The sequence below is a fragment of the Marinomonas ostreistagni genome (assembly GCF_016461785.1).
Taxonomy (GTDB): Bacteria; Pseudomonadota; Gammaproteobacteria; order Pseudomonadales; family Marinomonadaceae; genus Marinomonas; species Marinomonas ostreistagni_A.
This window is the reverse complement of sequence record NZ_JAEMUH010000007.1, coordinates 54,928-73,600: the sequence shown is the minus strand read 5'-3', so window position 1 is coordinate 73,600 and position 18,673 is coordinate 54,928. Positions and strand designations below refer to the sequence as shown.

26 protein-coding genes and 1 tRNA gene are annotated in these 18,673 nt (G+C 49.0%); all 27 read left to right on the top strand.

Translation table 11 applies throughout. From position 1 onward, the window contains the following. The first annotated feature begins 149 nt into the window (after nt 1-149). The 27 genes from JHD44_RS08695 (at nt 150) to JHD44_RS08565 (ending at nt 18,561) form a co-directional block, all read left to right on the top strand. Nucleotides 150-235: transfer RNA gene (locus tag JHD44_RS08695), tRNA-Tyr, on the top strand. 145 nt (nt 236-380) lie between these two features. Then, on the top strand, nt 381-671 hold the full coding sequence (locus tag JHD44_RS08690; RefSeq protein ID WP_199462370.1) for a phage holin family protein: 291 nt from the start codon (nt 381-383) through the stop codon (nt 669-671). Further along, complete coding sequence (locus JHD44_RS08685) at nt 668-1,180, top strand: hypothetical protein (RefSeq protein ID WP_199462369.1); 513 nt, start codon at nt 668-670, stop codon at nt 1,178-1,180. The genes JHD44_RS08690 and JHD44_RS08685 overlap by 4 nt, the downstream gene beginning before the upstream one ends. Beyond that, a complete protein-coding gene (locus JHD44_RS08680) occupies nt 1,177-1,338 on the top strand; it encodes a hypothetical protein (protein ID WP_199462368.1) in 162 nt (53 codons plus the stop codon). The genes JHD44_RS08685 and JHD44_RS08680 overlap by 4 nt, the downstream gene beginning before the upstream one ends. 139 nt (nt 1,339-1,477) lie before the next feature. Next, entirely contained in the window at nt 1,478-2,029 is a 552-nt protein-coding gene (locus JHD44_RS08675) for a terminase small subunit (protein ID WP_199462367.1), read from the top strand. Continuing rightward, the gene (locus JHD44_RS08670; RefSeq protein ID WP_199462366.1) at nt 1,980-3,962 is read left to right on the top strand and encodes a phage terminase large subunit family protein; all 1,983 of its coding nucleotides are present in this window, start codon (nt 1,980-1,982) and stop codon (nt 3,960-3,962) included. Before JHD44_RS08675 ends, JHD44_RS08670 begins: the two co-directional genes overlap by 50 nt. 2 nt (nt 3,963-3,964) lie before the next feature. Continuing rightward, on the top strand, nt 3,965-4,165 hold the full coding sequence (gene gpW, locus JHD44_RS08665; protein WP_199462365.1) for a gpW family head-tail joining protein: 201 nt from the start codon (nt 3,965-3,967) through the stop codon (nt 4,163-4,165). Beyond that, entirely contained in the window at nt 4,162-5,721 is a 1,560-nt protein-coding gene (locus JHD44_RS08660; protein ID WP_233401932.1) for a phage portal protein, read from the top strand. The genes gpW and JHD44_RS08660 overlap by 4 nt, the downstream gene beginning before the upstream one ends. A 2-nt stretch (nt 5,722-5,723) precedes the next feature. Next, nucleotides 5,724-7,016: a S49 family peptidase gene (locus JHD44_RS08655; protein WP_199462364.1), complete on the top strand. Its 1,293-nt coding sequence runs from the start codon at nt 5,724-5,726 to the stop codon at nt 7,014-7,016. Between the two features lie 36 nt (nt 7,017-7,052). Further along, nucleotides 7,053-7,406 (top strand): head decoration protein, encoded by a 354-nt coding sequence (locus JHD44_RS08650; RefSeq protein WP_199462363.1) that lies wholly within the window; start codon nt 7,053-7,055, stop codon nt 7,404-7,406. Between the two features lie 64 nt (nt 7,407-7,470). Beyond that, nucleotides 7,471-8,505 (top strand): major capsid protein, encoded by a 1,035-nt coding sequence (locus tag JHD44_RS08645; protein WP_199462362.1) that lies wholly within the window; start codon nt 7,471-7,473, stop codon nt 8,503-8,505. Between the two features lie 84 nt (nt 8,506-8,589). Then, on the top strand, nt 8,590-8,817 hold the full coding sequence (locus tag JHD44_RS08640; protein WP_199462361.1) for a hypothetical protein: 228 nt from the start codon (nt 8,590-8,592) through the stop codon (nt 8,815-8,817). Next, entirely contained in the window at nt 8,810-9,121 is a 312-nt protein-coding gene (locus tag JHD44_RS08635; protein ID WP_199462360.1) for a hypothetical protein, read from the top strand. The genes JHD44_RS08640 and JHD44_RS08635 overlap by 8 nt, the downstream gene beginning before the upstream one ends. Beyond that, nucleotides 9,108-9,641 (top strand): hypothetical protein, encoded by a 534-nt coding sequence (locus tag JHD44_RS08630; protein ID WP_199462359.1) that lies wholly within the window; start codon nt 9,108-9,110, stop codon nt 9,639-9,641. The genes JHD44_RS08635 and JHD44_RS08630 overlap by 14 nt, the downstream gene beginning before the upstream one ends. Next, on the top strand, nt 9,638-10,162 hold the full coding sequence (locus JHD44_RS08625; RefSeq protein ID WP_199462358.1) for a hypothetical protein: 525 nt from the start codon (nt 9,638-9,640) through the stop codon (nt 10,160-10,162). Before JHD44_RS08630 ends, JHD44_RS08625 begins: the two co-directional genes overlap by 4 nt. Then, nucleotides 10,159-10,734: a phage baseplate assembly protein V gene (locus JHD44_RS08620; protein ID WP_199462357.1), complete on the top strand. Its 576-nt coding sequence runs from the start codon at nt 10,159-10,161 to the stop codon at nt 10,732-10,734. Before JHD44_RS08625 ends, JHD44_RS08620 begins: the two co-directional genes overlap by 4 nt. Nucleotides 10,735-10,736: 2 nt before the next feature. Then, a complete protein-coding gene (locus JHD44_RS08615) occupies nt 10,737-11,252 on the top strand; it encodes a hypothetical protein (RefSeq protein ID WP_199462356.1) in 516 nt (171 codons plus the stop codon). Continuing rightward, nucleotides 11,227-11,514, top strand: a complete 288-nt coding sequence (locus JHD44_RS08610; protein WP_199462355.1) for a PAAR domain-containing protein — start codon at nt 11,227-11,229, stop codon at nt 11,512-11,514. Before JHD44_RS08615 ends, JHD44_RS08610 begins: the two co-directional genes overlap by 26 nt. A 2-nt stretch (nt 11,515-11,516) precedes the next feature. Further along, nucleotides 11,517-11,849 (top strand): GPW/gp25 family protein, encoded by a 333-nt coding sequence (locus JHD44_RS08605; protein WP_199462354.1) that lies wholly within the window; start codon nt 11,517-11,519, stop codon nt 11,847-11,849. A gap of 1 nt (nt 11,850) precedes the next feature. Beyond that, nucleotides 11,851-12,837, top strand: coding sequence for a baseplate assembly protein (locus tag JHD44_RS08600; RefSeq protein WP_199462353.1), 987 nt, complete (start codon nt 11,851-11,853; stop codon nt 12,835-12,837). Then, nucleotides 12,834-13,448, top strand: a complete 615-nt coding sequence (locus tag JHD44_RS08595) for a phage tail protein I (protein WP_199462352.1) — start codon at nt 12,834-12,836, stop codon at nt 13,446-13,448. The genes JHD44_RS08600 and JHD44_RS08595 overlap by 4 nt, the downstream gene beginning before the upstream one ends. After that, a complete protein-coding gene (locus tag JHD44_RS08590; protein WP_199462351.1) occupies nt 13,441-15,462 on the top strand; it encodes a phage tail protein in 2,022 nt (673 codons plus the stop codon). Before JHD44_RS08595 ends, JHD44_RS08590 begins: the two co-directional genes overlap by 8 nt. Before the next feature lie 2 nt (nt 15,463-15,464). Continuing rightward, nucleotides 15,465-16,037, top strand: coding sequence for a DUF4376 domain-containing protein (locus JHD44_RS08585; RefSeq protein WP_199462350.1), 573 nt, complete (start codon nt 15,465-15,467; stop codon nt 16,035-16,037). After that, nucleotides 16,034-16,432 (top strand): hypothetical protein, encoded by a 399-nt coding sequence (locus tag JHD44_RS08580; protein ID WP_199462349.1) that lies wholly within the window; start codon nt 16,034-16,036, stop codon nt 16,430-16,432. Before JHD44_RS08585 ends, JHD44_RS08580 begins: the two co-directional genes overlap by 4 nt. Nucleotides 16,433-16,527: 95 nt before the next feature. Continuing rightward, nucleotides 16,528-17,742 carry a phage tail sheath subtilisin-like domain-containing protein gene (locus JHD44_RS08575; RefSeq protein WP_199462348.1) on the top strand — a complete coding sequence of 405 codons (1,215 nt, stop codon included), beginning with the start codon at nt 16,528-16,530 and terminating at the stop codon, nt 17,740-17,742. Then, nucleotides 17,742-18,245 carry a phage major tail tube protein gene (locus JHD44_RS08570; RefSeq protein WP_199462347.1) on the top strand — a complete coding sequence of 168 codons (504 nt, stop codon included), beginning with the start codon at nt 17,742-17,744 and terminating at the stop codon, nt 18,243-18,245. The genes JHD44_RS08575 and JHD44_RS08570 overlap by 1 nt, the downstream gene beginning before the upstream one ends. Nucleotide 18,246: 1 nt before the next feature. Next, a complete protein-coding gene (locus JHD44_RS08565; RefSeq protein ID WP_199462346.1) occupies nt 18,247-18,561 on the top strand; it encodes a phage tail assembly protein in 315 nt (104 codons plus the stop codon). Nucleotides 18,562-18,673: the final 112 nt, after the last annotated feature.

The following is an 18,673-nucleotide window of genomic DNA, read 5'->3' as shown; positions in this document are numbered from 1 at the left end:
AGTTCTATTAAGACCATAGAATTCACATATCGCGCGCGCAAGGGTGGAAAAAGGGGAAGTTAGCGGTTACAGTTTGTTCATGCTGTGATTTTTGTGTTCGCGGCAAACAAATCACCAGAACCCAGCCAAGCGCTGGGTTTTGTCGTTTTGGGGTGGTAGGAAAATTGGTTTAACCCCATCGGGCTGTAAACCCGACGCGAAAGCGCTGTGAGTTCAAGTCTCACCCACCCCACCAGCTTGTAGGGTAGGCCATATTTATGGCATTAAGGCAGAACAAGCCGTTTATTCGGTGCGGTCGTGCGGGTTCGAGTCCCGTCCTCTACATTATTTTCTAAGCCTCGCAATCGCGGGGCTTTTCATTTCTGGACTGGATCGCCCGTATGAAATTCTTACCAGATGAACTGATTCAGATTGCTGCGTTCGTCTTGGTGGGCGTTCTTGGAGGCGCTGTGAAGTATCTCCGGCAGATTAAGCAAAAGATTAAAGATTTCTCGATTATTCAATTACTTATCACCGTTATCACTGGCGGTTTCCTTGGCATGCTTACTTATTTCTTAGGAACTGAGATGGGGATGTCTGGGCCAATGATCGGCTTTATGGCTGGTATGGCGGGTTTGATGGGTGATGAGGCTATCAGCTTTTACACGAGTAGATTCAAGAGGTTGCCATGAATATTGAGCAATTACGCGACCTTGTTGTCGTGCCCACGCTTAAGCATTTCGATATGTGGAGTGAGGCGTCTGAGCGGTTGCTGATCGGTACGATCATGCAGGAATCTCGTGGTGAATACATCCAGCAATTAGGTGGTGGTCCAGCGCTTGGCATCTATCAAATGGAGCCAGCAACACATGATGATATTTGGTGTAACTACCTAGAGTATCGACCGCAGACGCAGGAAGCTCTGTTCTCTGTTATGTCCTGCGAGGCTCATGATAGTGCGCAGATCCACGGCGTTCCGCCAGCTGATGAGCTGATTTTTAATCTGAAATACGCGACTTTGATGTGCCGTTTGCATTATCGGCGTGTACCAAAGTCATTACCTAAAGCCAATGATATCAAGGCTTTAGCGCAGTATTGGAAAGATCATTACAACACAGTTCACGGTGCAGGCACGGTGAGCGAGTTCATTCATAATTTCCCGTTTGAGTTGTACGGGTTAGATCAGGAGCAATTCAAATGAGTATCAAAGAACAAACAAAGAAAGCGGTCGAAGTTGCGGCTAAGAACAAGTTAGCTACAACCGTTATCGGTTTGGCTGTTACTGCCGCTACTGGTGTGGCACTGCCTGAGCCTGTGACATCAGCATTGGCGGCATGGGTAATGGGCCTGTTTGGTTAGTGGTCACTCTCAGTAAAAGCGGGTCCTTCTGGGGGTTCTGAGCGTTACGGGTAGCGTACTCGCGGATTCTCAGTATTTATGAAATTTTTCGATTTCGAGGTTGTTGTTTAGTCAAGTTGTCGAAGTTGGTGTATTTGGTATGTCGAAGTCTAAAAAAGAGCTTGGGCTCGTCAATAAATCCACCCTCGTAGCAAGCCTCGGAATCAGTCCGCAGGCGTTTGACAAATGGGGCGTCGAGCCGCGTGAAAAGCGGGGTCGCGAGAATTTCTATGCTGTCTCGGATGTGGTGCAAAACCGTGTCGACAATGCACTCCAAAACCAGCAAAAGCCGGGTACCAAAAAAGCCACCAAAAATGCGCAATTAGACCAACTAGAAGGCGACCTTTTAAAGGCTGAGAAGCTAAAGCAGGAAGTCCGCCAGCTCACTATCAAAAACGACATTCTCGAAGCGCGCTCAATGCCTGTCGAGATCGTCACGTCGGTGCTTGCTTCGATCGTATCGGAGCAGGTCGCCATCCTTGAAACACTGCCATTGAATATAAAGCGGCAAAACCATGACCTGCCATCCCATGTGATTGAGCAAATCCAGAAGGAAACTGCCAAGGTCTGCAACATTGCCGCGACGCTCGGAGAAAGATTAGATGACACAATCGCTGATCTTATCTCCGCAGCAGAGGACAAAATTAAGTGAAGCCATAAGCCGAGCGCTTAGCTTCCTTCAAGTTAAAGAGCCTTTAACTGCCGTTGAATGGGCTGACCAGCACTTTTACCTTTCAGCTGAGTCAAGTTACATCAAAGGCAAATGGAAAACCCGCCCGTATCAAGTCGCGATCCTAAACGCGATGGGGCACCCAGATATTGAAGAGATCAACTGGGAAAAGTCAGCCCGAGTTGGCTACACCAAATTAATCGTCGCCGCGATCGGCTACTTCATTGAACACAAAGGCCGAAACATCGCACTTTGGCAACCGGATGACGGCGCCCGAGATTCATTTAGTAAAAAACACATTGCCCCAATGATCCGCGATGTGAAGCCAGTGCGTTCAATCTTTCCCTGGCTAGACCAAAAACACTCGAACAACACTATTGAGTCGAAAGTCTTTGAAACCCAAAACCAACTCTACTTACGAGGCGGTAAAGCGGCTAAAAACTTTCGTGAGATATCGGTCGACGTTGCCATCTATGACGAGCTGTCCAAATTCGACAAAGACATCGAAAAAGAGGGTACATCCTTATCACTTGGTGATAAGCGTCTTGAAGGCTCAGTGTTCCGAAAATCTATTCGAGGCAGTACGCCAGCGGAGCACGTTAGTGACGAATGGCCGTGTTTGATCCATGAAGCGGCCAGTAAAGCGCTGTACTACATGCGCCGCTATGTGCCGTGCCCACACTGTAAAACACATCAAGTATTGATGTGGGCAGAGGGAAAAAAAGTAGGATACGGGCTTTCTTATGACAAAGAAGGCTCAATCGAAGATCAAGCGAGATCGGCGCACTATGTGTGCCAGTCATGCCAAGAGCGTTTTTATTACAAAGATTACCTAGCCGCTGATGAGCAAGGTTTCTGGGCTAGTGAAGAAGGCCTCAAAACCTACGACGGCATTATCTACTTTGATGAGCATGGTGAAGTCGTTGAGGCGCCGCGTTCGATATCATTCCACTGCTGGTCAGCGTATTCGCATGACTCAGCATGGTCCCGAATCATTAGTGACTGGATTCGCTATAAAGGCACGCGTGAAGGTCTAAAAACATTCGTCAATACCACGCTTGGCGAAGTCTGGATTGAAGACCAAGGCGGACTTGATCCAGTTGTCTTACATCGTCGTCGCGAATACTACCCAGCTGAAGTGCCATTTGACGATTGCATCATTACTCAGGCGGTTGACTCCCAAGGCGACCGTCTGGAAATTGAAACTGTTGCATGGCTAGAAGGCGAAGAGCGTTACAGCATCAGCTATGACATCTTGCCAGGAGATCAGAGTCAGCCATGGATATGGGAGCAGTTGCACAAGAGACTGACTCGCTCGTTCAAGACGCCAAACGGTTCATTGATAGAGCCTCGTATAGCAATGATTGACTCCGGCGGTCACTTTACCGATCAGGTTTACAAGTTCTGTAAACGATACGGACCGCGTCGATTTGTCGCGATCAAAGGTGCCAGCACGTCTGGTAAGCCAGTCATAACCATGCCGAAGAAGCGTAATGAACATGGCGTCTTCCTAGGCATTATCGGTACGGATACCGCAAAAGAAACCCTGTATTCCCGTTTGATTCAAACCATTGAAAGCGAAGTGCCACACGCACCAGGTATGTGGCACTGGCCAATGACGGACGAATACCCGCAGCAATACTTTGACCAGCTAACCAACGAGAAACGAACCCTTAAATACATCAAAGGGCGACCAACGATCGTATGGGATGCGAACAAGAAACGAAACGAGCCGTGGGATTTGGCCGTTTATAACCTTGCTGCGATCCGACACTTACAAGCCCGTAACGGTATCGATCTTTCTTTGTATAAGACCAAACCAGATACCGAAGACGCGGAACCAGAAGAAACCAAGCAGCCCGAAAAACCAAGCCGAAGCTTGCGTGATATCGCGGCCAGCATGAACCGAGGCTAACCATGACGTTACAAGAGCGCATTGCAGAAGCTGAACAAGCACTGCACCAATTACAAATTGGTAAAGCGGTCGCCAAGATTAGCCGTGGCGGTAAAACGCTTGAGTTTACTCAGGCTAATGTATCCCAGCTGCAAGCCTATCTAAACCAGATGAAAGCAGAGCAAGCGGGGCAACGCCGTCGGCCAATGGGTGTGTATCTATGAGTGAAATCCAAATCTTAGATAGCTCCGGTCGCCCCTTCAAAGCTTCGGCTTATGAGGGTGCGGGCCATGGCATGAACGGTCAGTTGCGCGACTGGAATCCGCGGTCACTTATGGCGGACGCCGCGATATTGCCAAATCTCGATTTGGGCAATGGTCGTGCTGAAGACCTAGTGCGTAATAACGCCTTTGCATCCAATGCCGTACAGCTTCACGTTGATAACATCGTGGGTCATTTGTTCCGCTTGAGCTACAAGCCTCGTTGGCAGCGCCTTGGCATTAACGAGCAAGACGCGATCTCGTTTTCCCGTGATATTGAGCAGATCTGGACAGAGATCAGCGATGATCCCAGCTGTTGGCTGGATGTCGAGCGTAAACGAACCTTTACCATGATCATCCGCGAGGCGGTGGCCACCCACACCCGATTGGGTGAAGTGATGGCGGTACCATTTTACGAGCGTAGCAATTCGCCGCTAAATACTGGTATTAAGGTCATTAACCCAAATCGCGTAAGTTCACCAAGTGGTATGGATACTGACCGTATTCGCGGTGGTGTCGAACAAAACCGCCACGGTGCAGCGATCGCATATCACGTCAAAAATACCAGCTCGCTTCTTTATGGCGATGGCATGGACTTCTCTTGGCAGCGTATCCCGAAATTCACTCGCCATGGTCGTTTGCGCTTTATTCACGTTTTTGAACCAACTGGCGATGGTCAAAGCCGAGGAGCTAACCAGTTCTTAAGTGTACTTGAGCAGATGCAAATGCTGCCTAAGATGCAAAAGACCAAACTGCAAAACGCGATCGTAAACGCTATGTTTGCCGCCACGATCGAAACAGAAATGGGTTCAGAAGACGCCTTTGCACTGCTAGGTGGTGATACAGACAGCAAGATGCTAGGTGCGATGCTTGGGAAAATTGCCGACTACCACTCAGGCGTCAACTTGAAGCTTGGTGGTACACGCATTCCGCACCTGCTGCCCAATGAAAGCTTGAATTTCCACTCTAGTGGCAATGTCGACAACGGCTATGTGGATCTTGAGTCTAGTGTTTTGCGTTGGTTGTCCGCTGGTTTAAATGTCCCTTATGAGCAGCTCGCTCGTGACTACAAGCAAAGCTCTTACTCATCTGCTCGCGCTTCGATCTTGGAGGGCTGGCGATACTTTATGGGTCGTCGCAAGGTCATTGCTGCGCGACTGGCTACCCAGATTTTTCGCCTTGTGTTTGAAGAGCTCGTGGCTCGCGGTGAAGTGAAACTGCCGCGCGGCGCACGCATGGATATCTACCAAGGCATGGCCGCATGGACCAACTGCGAATGGATCGGAACAGGTCGCCTAGCGATCGATGGCTTGAAAGAAGTCAAAGAGGCCGTGCTTCGTATTGAGTCTGGTTTATCGACTTACGAAAAAGAGCTGGCCTTGATGGGAGAGGATTACCAAGAAATCTTTGCGCAGCAGCTACGCGAGCAAAAAGAACGTGCCGAAGCGGGTTTGCCAAAACCGAGTTGGATTCAAGCAGATAGCTTTGCACCAGAAAACATACCTCAAGAGGCCGCATAACCATGTCAGCCAATTTAAAACACATCGCGAGCCGCGCGCTGGATAAGCCTTTGTTGCTTGATCCTGGCTATGCTCGCACCTTCTTTTCAGCGTTATCGACTCGCTTAGGTGTCACACAGTTAGTGGACGCGCAAGGCGAGGTAATGACAGGCGAGAAGATGCACATCGAAGCATCTAGCTTTATGAATTCACGCGATCGCCAGCGACCTTATCAAGTCATTGAAGGGGTCGCACTGGTTCCAGTGTCTGGCACATTGGTCCATAAATTTGGTCATGTTCAGCCTTACTCTGGCATGACGGGCTATGACGGCGTCATTGCTCGTGTTCAAGCGGCGATTGATGACTCAGAAGTCAAAGGCATCTTGCTTGATATGGACACACCAGGCGGTGAGGTGGCGGGCTGTTTCGACGCAGCCCAAACGATCCGAGTACTAGCGCAAGATAGCGGCAAGCCACTCTGGGCGGTTGCTGATGATATGGCGTGTAGTGCAGGCATGGCGATTGCCAGTGCAGCAGATCGTCGTCTAATCACACAAAGCGCTGTGATGGGCTCCGTTGGTGTGGTGATGGCTCACCAGTCTTACGAAGGGCTTCTAAAAGAAAACGGTGTCAAAGTCACACTGATTCATTCCGGTGCCCATAAAGTCGATGGCAATCCATACGAAGACCTCAGTGCAGAAGTCTTAGCAGCGTTCCAAGAGAAATCAGACTCGCTTCGCCAAGAGTTCGCCGCGCTGGTTTCAACTCATACTGGCTTATCAGTCGAAGCGGTGCTGGCAACCGAAGCCAAAACCTATCGCGGCCAAGAGGCCATCGATGTCGGCTTTGCTGATCAACTTGTTAACGGTAATGAGGCGATCGCCATCTTTGCCGATTTCCTCAACCAACCTAAAACCAATATTTCAGGAGTGACCATGTCAGCTGAAAAAGTAACAGACAATGCAGTGCCAACGGTCCCGGCGGCACAGCCAAGCGCTGATGCACCGCAAATGAGCGAAAAAGACCGAATCAAAGGCATCATGAAATGTGAAGCCGCAGCGGGCCGCGAAAAGCTAGCAGAGCACTTTGCATACGACACGGATATGAGTGTCGAGGCGGCGCAAGCGGCCCTTGCTATGGCTCCACAAGCCCAAGCACCAGATGCAACCAGCCAACAGGCTCATGCTGAAAAGCTTGATCAGCTGATGAAGCAAGAAGGCAACCCGAATATCACTGATGATGTGGACGAATCTGCATCGGCAGATGATGGGGTGAGCAAGTTAACAGCGGCTTACGCCTACACCACAGCGACCTAATCGGTCATTTACTAACTCTATTTAGGAGAGACAAACGTGACTGAAGTTTATCAGAAGCAAAATATCCCAACGACTGCAGGCAGTGAACCGACTACGTTTGCAAATGGTCAGGTAGCCAGCGGTGTAACGTGTCCGAAACTTACCCCGCTTGCATTACGCACAGCAGATTCTCAAATCGTGGTATGGGACCCAGCAGGCTCGGGTGGTGCAGAAAAAGCGCTGTTCTTATCTGCCATGGCAATTGATACCACCGCTGGTGCAGCTCAAAAAGAAGTGATCAAAGGCGGTTACTTCAATGAAGCCGCGATCAATTGGCCGGATGGCATGACCGCAGTTCAAAAAGCCGCCGCATTCGCTGGTACGCCTATTAGCCACTCAGTCGTGCGCTAACACTCACCCAATCCGTTCAATTTACGAATCAATTTTTATGCCGTTAACTCGGTAGGGGAAAGCTATGTATACATCTCGTGAGCTGATTGCAGCGAAGAAAGTCTTCCAGCCGCACACCACATTCTTCCGCCGCGTGCTTTTTGCACGTGAGCGTTACAGCGATAAATCTCAAGTCGCTATTGATAAAATGACCTCAAACAAGCGTAAAGCGGTGTTTGTGTCGCCTAAGGTGGCTGGCAAGGTTCGTCATCAAGACGGTATGAGTACACGCCTTGTGACACCGCCTTACATCAAAGAAAAAACCGAAATCGACCCAGAAGATTATGCAGAGCGTATTTTTGGTGAAGATCTGGGGACGCCACTCACTCCTGAGCAGCGTTACAATGCGACGGTGATGATCATTAACGAGGACCAGCACAAGGCGATTGATCGCGCAGAAGAAAAAATGTGTGCTGATTTGATCGTAACAGGTAAGTGTGAAGTGGCTGAGAGTGAGCTACACGGTGCGTTTGAGCTTGATTATGGGCGTGACGAAGCGAACACAATCAAGTTAATCGGGGCGGCGCGCTGGTCTCAGTTGCCAGCAGATTACGACATCATGTCGGAGTTGGAAGAATACATTGAGCTGTCTAGCGGCCTACCGGATACGTTCTTTATGGGCAAGACGGCATTCGCAAATCTTCGCCGCTTTGATCAAGTTAAAGATCTGATGGATAAAACCAAGTCCAATGGTGAGGCGTCCATTACCTTCTCCCCTCAGCAAAAGAAAGATGAGGGCGTGCAATACAAAGGTTTCTTGGGCGAATACGAAATCTATGTCTACAACGGCAAGTATGAAGACGAAGATGGTAACGAGCAGCTTTACTTCCCAGCTGAAGGCTTGGCGATCGGCCCTTACAACTACGATGGCTTGTTCGCATACGGTGCGATCAAAGACATCAAAGCGATGAAAAATGGCATGGTGAAATCTAAGCGTTACCCGAAAATTATCGAAGAAGATGATCCGTCAATGGAATACATGACTCAGCAGTCATCTCCACTGCCAATCATGCCTGATGCCAATGAATGGGTGTACATCGAAGTCGACGGTCCAGTGTAACCACTAGCCAAATTAAAACCACAAAAGAGGGCGCATTGAGCGCCCTTTTTGTTTCCGCTTATTACCATTTTAGGAGCCTAAACCATGGCAACTGCACAAAAACCTGCTGAAGATCAGCAAGACGATCAAAACAAAGTGCCAGCTAAAACTGCAACTAAAAAGCTGATCGTCACCAAAACATTCCGCACTCAGGGCAAAGATAAAAAGCGCGTCGAGTTCATCGCTTCGCCAGAGCCGCAAGACTTAGGCGAACATGCCGCGATGGCATTGAAAGCAGGCGTGGCGATCGAGCCAACGAAAGCAAGTGAGTGATCCGTTTGCGTTGCTCGATGACTTAGTTGTCGAGCATTTCGGCTTAGCGGGCACCGCAACGGATGTGGAAGGTAATGTCACCCCAATTGAGGTGGATGTTAACGATTCATTTCTCGACCTAATGTCCGGTGATGTGACGATCAATGCCAACGAAGCCAAGCTTGGCGGTAAGGGTATTGAGTGGGTCACCACTGAGCACGAGCTTGAGATTAACGGTCGTAAATTCCGTGTCGATCGTGATCCCGAAACGGATATCTACGGTTGGACAGAAATCTATGTGAGCCGCATTTATGATTCAGATTGATATTGATACGGCTCAATTGGTGCCGAGTCTAGGGGCCATTGAGCTGACTCAAAAAGAGATTAATGCCGTCGCTCATCGTGCCCATCAACGCACTGCGAAAGCGGTGCAGCGACATGTACTTAAAGTGCTGTCTAAAGAGCTTGAAACCAAAAACACTAAAGCCATGCGCCGTCGCATCGTGTTAAAGCGCCGCGACGGTAAGTTTTCGTTGTTTGTCGGTTTAAATGACTTGCCTGTTAGCTCGCTCAAAGGGCGAATGAAGCAAGTGAGCAACGGCGTGGTGTTTCGTAGTCAGCGCTTTGAAAAAGCGTTTATTGCAAAAATGCCCAGTGGCAAGAAGTCCGCCTGGCGCCGCAGAAACAAGAACAGAAACTCGCTTGTTGAAGTAAAAATGCCGATTCAAAGGGATGCGGACGCAGCCATTCGTCGCCAGATTTACGACGATATCGTCGAGCTTTTTAGACACCATTTTGAAACAGATATAAAAGGCCGCATGGCCAAGAAGGCAGCGAAGTTATGAAGACCACGACGATTGATGGCCTTTATAGCGCTGTCATTAGCAAAATTGAAGCGTTGAACGTGTTCAGCGCTGTTCATGATGAGCTAAACGCAAGCAAAGTCCGCGGCAAAGAGTGCGTTGTCGAGCTAGAAAGCGTTGATTTTAGCGACGGCGGCAATGTCTATGAAGGCATCGATAAAGTAAATGTGACCTTTTCTATTCTTGTTTTTTACCCTGAAAGCCGAGGTAAAAAGCCAGTACGCGAGGTGCGTGAGCTAGCAGTGCGCGTTGCCCGCTTGTTCAGCGGTGCCAAGATCGAAGGGGGTGACGCTGCGCCCATCCAAACGATGGAAGACAGCAGCTTTGATGAGCTAAATAGCCACGCAGTATGGGAAGTGCAAGTGCAGATTGATGATGTGTATTTGGGCGAACTGCCAGAGGAACAAACGCCACCAGGTGAAGTGCTGGCATCGTGGGTGCCAGATGTTGGCCCTGAGCATATCGACGATTACCAGCCAATTGATCAGAGTCTTGAGCTATGAACACACGCGAGATTGAACAAGCAATCGCCGCTGTGATCATCATCGCCAACATTCATGAATTGGACTACGAAACACGCAAACTACGCTGCATTCACGGCGAAACGCTGACCGCTTGGCTTCCATGGCCTGCGGAAATTGGCGGCAATTTCATCCGCTGGCGACCGCTTCGCGTTGGCCAGCAAGTGGTACTCGCATCCCACGCGGGCGATCTGACTCAAGCCGCGATCGTTGGCATGCTGTACAGCAATGACATCGTGCCAGAAGAAACCAGCGAGTTAATCGACGTTACTGAGTTTACGGACGGCTCCAAGCTGCGCTACGACAGCGAAAACCAGAAGTACGAGATCATCGTCGATCAGCAAAACGTCACAGTTAGCAAAGACGAGATCAAAGCCACCTTTGCAGATAAAGCCACCGTCGAAATGAACGCCGACAAAGTCAATGTCGAATACGGTGGTACCGCATCGATCTTGATGGACTCTTCACAGCTTAAGCTTACCCACGGATCTAGCACAATCACGCTTGATGAAGCGGGTGTAAAAGTGAACGGTGCGCGAATTGAGTTGAATTAGATATGTTTAACTTTTCAAAAAGCTCAAGCCCAGCATGGAACTTTGATGAAGAGGAACCAGAGGGCATTCTGTTTGAATACAACGAGCTCACTCAAAACGTTAGCGCAGTTGTGAAACTGATTGCTGATGACGAAGAGACAGGCAGTGTTATTGATTACAGCTACTCGATCAGCCCCGCTTACCCGCAAGGCATTCTAACGATCACAGCCGATGAAGATGGTGTGCGAATCACGGCGCCTTCGCTTGCTGGCTTCTTTCCGATTGAATTTGTTCATTACCTGCAGGATGGTGAGTCAGTTTTCGCGGATTTTTGGCACGACGTGCCTATGGGCTCTGAGATCGTCGAATTTCGCCCGAGCACGCTTAGGACGTTTACCTATTCACTGACAGTGGCCGCGACAACATCGTCGGGCACTGAGTATTCCACCACGCTGGATATGACAGTCGAACACGACTGGACGCCGGGCAAATTAAAACTACTGGAGTATGTCGATGCTATCCGTAGCGCAAATGGGTAAAACCTCCACGGGCCACGGTGGCTATGCACCGGTGCCAAGTGTTATGGGAGCCAGCACCGTTTTTGTGAATGGTATCCCGGCACTTCGCCAAACCGATGCCTTTGCAGTGCATTGTGTCGGGCCGTCCTGTCACTTCGGTACCGTACAAATGGGCTCATCGTCTGTTTACTGCGAAGGATTAGAGCTCGCCCGTATCGGTGACCCGATCAACTGTGGCGATGTGGTATCCGCAGGCTCTGCCAACGTCTTTGCAGGGGATTAATCATGGGCATGAACGAAACAACGGGCAAAGAGCTAGATGGCTTTGAACACCTTAAACAAAGCATTCGTCGATTACTTACCACCCCAATCGGCTCCCGTGTAATGAATCGCACGTATGGATCACGATTGTTTAATCTTATTGATCAGCCGATTAACCCAGTCACTCAGGCATTGATATATCAAGCCGTGGCTGAGGCATTAGATCAATGGGAGCCGCGCTACGAATTAGAGCAAGTTAGCCTGCATCGCTATGAGCAGGGCGCTTTGACGATCAATCTTGTTGGGCGATATGTACCCACTGGTGAACAGGTCACGATTGAAAATTTAGAGGTATAGCATGTCACTGGACGCGATTGATTTTACGCAGTTGCCCGCGCCTCACGTCGTGCGGGCGCTGGATTTTCAGACCATCTTTGACGAAATCAAAGCGGATTTTTTAGCGCGCGATGAAACCTACGAGAATCTAGCGGAAAGCGACCCCGCTTGGGTCTTGCTCGAAGTCGCTGCGTATCGTGAATTCACCATACGTCAGCAAATCAACGACGACGCCCGTGCAGTAATGCTTCCATACGCTGTTGGGGCTGATCTCGATAACTTGGCCGCCAATTTCAACATAGAGCGTGCCGTGGTGGTCGAAGCTGATTTAGAGGCTCGCCCGATCGTAGAGGAAGTGCTGGAAAGTGATGATTCATTGCGCCGCCGCACTCAGCTTGCATTTGAAACCGCTGCAGTGGCGGGGCCAATCAACGAATACATCGCCCATGCGCTCAATGCCTCGGGCGAGATTAAAAGCGTATCTGTGGATGTGCCGCGTTTTGATTATGTGGCGATTCCAGCCGAAGCTGCGCCTTATTTACCTGCGGGTATCATTGCTCTGGTTCCCACATACGATGCGGGGCTTACTGATCCTCAGCCTGGTGATGTGGCACTTACGCTACTGGCTCACACAGGAACGGGCGAAGTAGATCAAACGCTGTGCGATGAGATCGAAGCCACTCTGGATGATAAAACACCGGTGACAGACTCTGTATTTGTACGATCGGCGCAGATCGTTGAGTTTGATGTGTCGGCCACGCTGTATTGCTACGCGGATTTGGGCGCCGAAGAAGCGATCGCCAACGCGACTGCAGCATTAAATGCTTATGTCTCGGGTGCTCATCGTCTGGGTTACGACATTACCTTGTCAGGCATCTATGCTGCGCTTCATCAAACGGGAGTACAGCGAGTTGAGCTTCACGCGCCGACCGCCAATATCATTATTGGCAAACGTCAGGCCGCGTATTGCACTGGCATTGATCTGCAATATGGCGGGGTGGCTGAATGAGTTCATTACTACCACCAAACAGCACGCAATATGAACGTGATTTAGAAGCGTCCATGTCACGCATCAGTGATGTACCGGTGCCGATCGGAACACTGTGGAATCCACAAACCTGCCCAGAAACGCACCTCGCGTGGCTGGCGTGGGCGCTGAGTGTAGAGGGCTGGCACGACGAACTCACAGAGCAAGAAAAGCGCGACATGATTGCTCAGTCGGCGGACTACCACCGCCGCAAAGGCACGAAAGGAGCAATTCTTGAGATTGCCCGCTGGATACTTGATATCGCGGACCTTGACCAGCACCGAGCTTTTGAAGCGCCGCCGCACTCGTTTCGTCTGAGAGTCGAAGGCGATGGCCGTATCAAAAGCAAAGCACACTTTGATCGACTGGTGCGAATGGTCAACAGTGCCAAGGCCGCGCGCTCAAACTTTTTCTCACTGCAGGTCAAAAAGAAGGGTGAGCAAACACCATTATTTGGTACCGCGATCCACGCATTAACGGAAACAAACGTGCGGCATGAAGTCCGTGCGATCGTTGACCCGCAACAACCTCTTTTCTTAACTGCTGTGCACTGCAGCACAAGTTACTCAATTGGAGCGATGTTAGATGGCTAACTTCCCCGGATTACAAATGACCGCAGCAGGGCGTGACCTGCAAGCAAAAGCCCAAACGGGTGTGAAATTAGACTTCTCACGAGTGGGTCTTGGTGATGGTGAAATGCCAGCTGATATCGATCCACTAACAGCCATGGTTTCAGAGAAAAAATCACTTGATATAACTGATTTCGAGCTTTTGGGTGACGGGACATCACAATTAGAAGTGCTACTAACTAATGAAAACTTAGTGGAAGGCTTCTTTATTCGTGAAATCGGTGTATTTGCCATTGATCCAGATACTGAAACAGAAATCCTATATAGCTATGCCAACGCAGAGGCTTACAGCGATTATTTGCCAGCATTTGGAGCTGCAACAATTGTTGAGATGAAGTTCAATCTCATCACAGTTATTGGTAATGCTACAAATGTGACTGCAACGATCTACGATTATCTCGTTCATGCTACGAAGGCTGATGTTGACGAACTGCGTCCTTACATACTGCCACCAGGTGGTGTTGTTGGTCAGCTGGTACGCAAGGCAAGTAATGAAGAGGGAGATTACGAGCTATTTGATGCGACCGAAGGTGTTCAGTTTCGTATTAACTCAGTGACCGAGCAACGTGTAGCCGTTGCGAATCAGACAATATTTGCATTGACGAAAACCATCACAAATGGTCTGGCTGTCTATGTAAACGGGCTTCGCATTCCCGATGACGAATGGTCCCCGGTGGGCGGATCAAACATGCAATTCAATGCCCCGTTAAATGAAGGGGACAAAGTGCAATTCGTGAATAATGAAGAAGTTGGAACCGTCTCACTGGCTCGTGTGTCGTTGGATGGCCCAGACCTGGTTTACGTTGGGACATCCAACAATTACACGATCACAGACTACGATGCGTTTTCAAATTACGCCGTGTCGGCAAGCGTCGGTACTGCGACGGTGTCGGGGAATGTCATTACACTAGATATCCCATCTGAAGCATCGACTGACGATGGTGTGATATTAACGGTTGAGCGCAATGACGGCTCAAATTCATTTCAAATTGCAATGGGGGCTCAAGTTGTTGCAAAGCCGCAAATTACGTCGCCTCAAAATTTAGCAATCGACGTGGCTGAGAACCCTAGCTTAGCAGCCTCATCATTTACGACTTATCCAGCGAATGCGGACACTCACCAAGATACTGATTATCAAATTGCCACAGACGCAGATTTTACAAACGTTGTCTGGGAAAGCCTAAATAACTCATCGAGTTTAGTGGGGATTAATGTTCCTAAAGGATTCCTACAAATATCTACTACATACTATGTGCGTATTCGATACCGTGGCGTATTACTTGGTGTAAGTGCGTGGAGTGATTCAATAAGCCTTACTACCAAAGACTCATTTTACTATTTGCCAAATGGTACTGTTCTTTCTCTAAGAACAATAACAGGGGCCAGCGGCTTGGAGGAAATGGCGTGGTTAAGTAGTGACCTCTTTATCGCAGCGGACGCAAATAATGGAATGAAGTTTTTTAGTTCAACAGGTCAATATCTTGACGTTGCAAGTGTGCCCGCTTCCTATGCTTGTTGCTTTGATGGAGAGTTTGTTTACACGTGTACAACTAGTGGGATGGTGAGGAAATATACTGTTTCTGGCTATAGTCTTACGCTTGTGGATTCTGTTGATCTTAATATTTCTGGAACAACTATTTACTCGATTGAAGTTATTAACGGTGATATCGCCGTACTGTCGCTTAATGAATACAAAATCAGGGTATATCAAGGGTTTTCAAGCAATCTAAGATTCTCATTAAGTACGCCATTTACGGCTCATAGCGGTGGGGGAGGTATTGCTTGGGATGGTAAAAACCTCTTCAGTTGTGCAGCCGGATTCGGAACTATTTATGTTCACAATGGCTTGGGTGAATCAATTCAAAGAACATTTTCGTCAGGGCATACGCAAGGTGTAATTGGTGTTTGTTTTGATGGTCAAAACCTTTGGTCGCTTGGTAGATCCGACGATAAGTTTGCTAAATATGGGACGGACTAGATATGCTGTTGTACAAAGTGAAAATAAGCCATTTAACAAACGGTGATATTGAGTATGAGCACAACATCGATGGGTTGGATATAGTTGCTTACGGTGATTTATATGTACTGGTTCGATCTGCAAAAATTGTCGGTGAACTGGTTCTAGATGAAGAGTTGGCTATTGCCGACTCTGCAGTAAAATCGGCAACAAATGCCAACTCATTGCGTGCCGCATTGCTTGAAAAGCTTGCCCTCATCCGCTACCGCAAAGAAACAGCGGGTATTGAGTTGGCAGGTGTACCAATCAATACCGCGATCAATGATCAGAACCGAATCAGTAATGCCTATTCATCGTTACTCAATGGCCTGATTAGCTCAACTCGATTCAAAGGGGCGAATGGGTGGCAAACTGTCACGGCTGAAACGTTTGCCCCGATCGCCACGGCTGTTGCCCAGCATGTTGATAAACTTTTCAATGCTGAGGGTATTGTTAGCGAGCAGCTTGAAAATATGACTTTTGATGAACTGCAAAATGTTGATATCGAGCAGCTGTTTAATGTTGCCGTGGCATCGTTAGAGCAGGAGGCCGCATGAGTAAGCCATGGCTCTATCAGTTAGATCGAGATTACAGCTACAAGCACCCGCAGCTACGTGGCATCGAGTTTGAAAACGCATGGATCAAGATCAGTAACGGAACGCTCATAGTGAAAGCTCGCTACGCATGGGACGGTTGCACGCCTAAATGGTCGGTTTTTGGCGTTTGGTGGGTTGGGGTGCCGGACGGCATTCTACGCCTCGGCAAGCCTTGGACGTACTACGCATCTTTGATTCACGATGCGCTTTGCCAGTTCCGCGACAAAATCGCGATCAGCAAGCGCGCGGTCACGCAAATATTCAACGATGTCATGGAGCGCGATCAATTTCCGCTGCGCCCCATTTATCGCTGGTTCGTCGACAAGCTCGGGCCGCAAGACTTTCTAATCAACTAATCAAACCCACAGGCCGCGAAAGCGGTTTTTTTGTATCTAAATTTCACTAACAAGCCTCGCATCTGCGGGGCTTTTTCGTTTCAGGAGGCCAAAAGATGGCTGGTAGTGGTTTTCTTCACGGTGTTGAAGTAACAGAAATTGCGAACGGTGTGCGCCCGATCGAGTCCGTCAGTTCGTCAATAATTGGCATTGTAGGGACTGCACCCGGTGCCGATCCGGTTGCATTCCCATTGAATACACCTGTTGTGGTGGCGGGGTCGAGCTATGAAGCAGCGAAACTGGATGTCACAACGGATGGTACCGGTGGAGGTACGTTGCCGGCAGCGTTAGACGGTATTTTTGACCAAATTGGTGCCACGGTTATCGTCGTGCGTGTCGAAGAGGAAACTCAAGAGACCGACACGCTGGTCAATGTTCGCGGTGGCGTAGATGCGCAAACGGGGCAATATGAAGGGGCTTATGCACTGTTGGCGTCGGAGTCAGTGAATGGCAAGGTTCCTCGTATTATTTGTGCACCAGGCTTTACGCACCAGCGTCCAAATGATGGTGACGGTAATCCGACGGCTAATCCAGTGGTCGCTGAGTTAATCAGCATCGCTGAGCGATTAACAGCAATCATTGTGGCTGATGGTCCGAACACAAATGACGACGCTGCGGTTTTGTATGCTAGTGATTTTGGCTCTGATCGAATCTATGTCGTTGATCCTTGGGTAACGATTTTTAATGATGATGGTGAGGTGGTCGCAGAGCCTGCATCCGCTCGTGTTGCTGGCGTTATCGCCCGTACAGACTATGAAGAAGGCTTTCATCGTTCGCCTTCGAATCAGGTTATCAATGGTATTTCGGGTACAGCTCGTCCTGTGGATTTCAAACTGGGTGATACCAGCTCGCGTGCAAACTTACTTAACGAGCAAAAAGTAGCCACCATCGTTTATCAAGATGGCTACCGTCTATGGGGCAACATGTCCCTATCAGATGACTCCAAGTGGAAATACTTGTGTGTCCGTCGAACTGCAGATGTCATCAATGATGCAATGCGTGTGTCTCATCTATGGGCTGTGGATCGCGGCATTACTAGCACGTTTGTTTCGGATATCGTCGAAGGGGTTAATGGCGTACTGCGTGAAATGACGACGAAAGGTCAAATTCTTGGTGGTAGCTGTTGGGGCAATACTGATCTGAATACGCCGGAGTCTATTCAGAGCGGTCAGCTTTATATTGACTTCGATTTCACACCAACATTCCCAGCAGAGCGCATCACATTCCGCTCAACTCTAGTGAACGATTACGCCAGTGAGGTGATTGTCTAATGGCTATTAATATCCTGAAAAACTTCAACTTAACAGTTGATGGCCGTGGTGAAGTTGGTGCGATCGACGAGTACACGCCACCTACATTTGAAATACTGACCGAAGAGTATCGCGGCGGTGGCATGGACTCCGCAGACGATATCGATATGGGTATGGCTCCGATTGAGGTTATGTTCAAAATGAACGGTTATGACCTAGAGACCATGGCCTTGTGGGGTGTAGGGCAAGGCTCATCGATTCCATTAACTGCTCGTGGGTGGCTGCAGGACCAAGACGGTGTGAATACGTCGATTATTCACAACATGACAGGTCGTATTACTAAGATGGAGCAAGAGGCATGGAAAGCTGGTGAGCGTTCTGGTGTCGTGTTCACGGTGCGCCCTAAGTATTTCAAAATCACCCACGGCTCAACTGTGATTACGGAAATCGACATCAAAGGCTCTGTGCGCAATATCAACGGTACAGATCAACTAGCAGCAATGCGCTCGGCGCTGGGACTATAACATGACACAACAAACACAAAACCAAAACCATGAAAGCCAAGCGCTAGCATGGCTAAACGAATCTGACGATGGTGAATCAATGGTCATTACATTGAAAAAGCCGATCGAAGTGGATGGCCAGAAAGTCGAAACGCTCACAATGCGTGAGCCGACGGTCTTAGATCAGAAACTTGCTCAGAACAACGCCAAAACAAACGTTGATATGGAAACTCAACTGTTTGCTAATCTTTGCGGCATTCCTTCAGATGTGGTGAACACTATGAAGCTGTCTAACTACCAACGTTTACAAACCGCGTACTCGTCTTTTTTAGACTAAGCCTCGACGACATCCGCACTCTCTCGCTCGCACTTGCGAGTCACACGGGCTGGTCATGGTCCGAGATCCAATCTCTACGCACTTCTGAATTTCTCTGGTTTATAGAAGGACT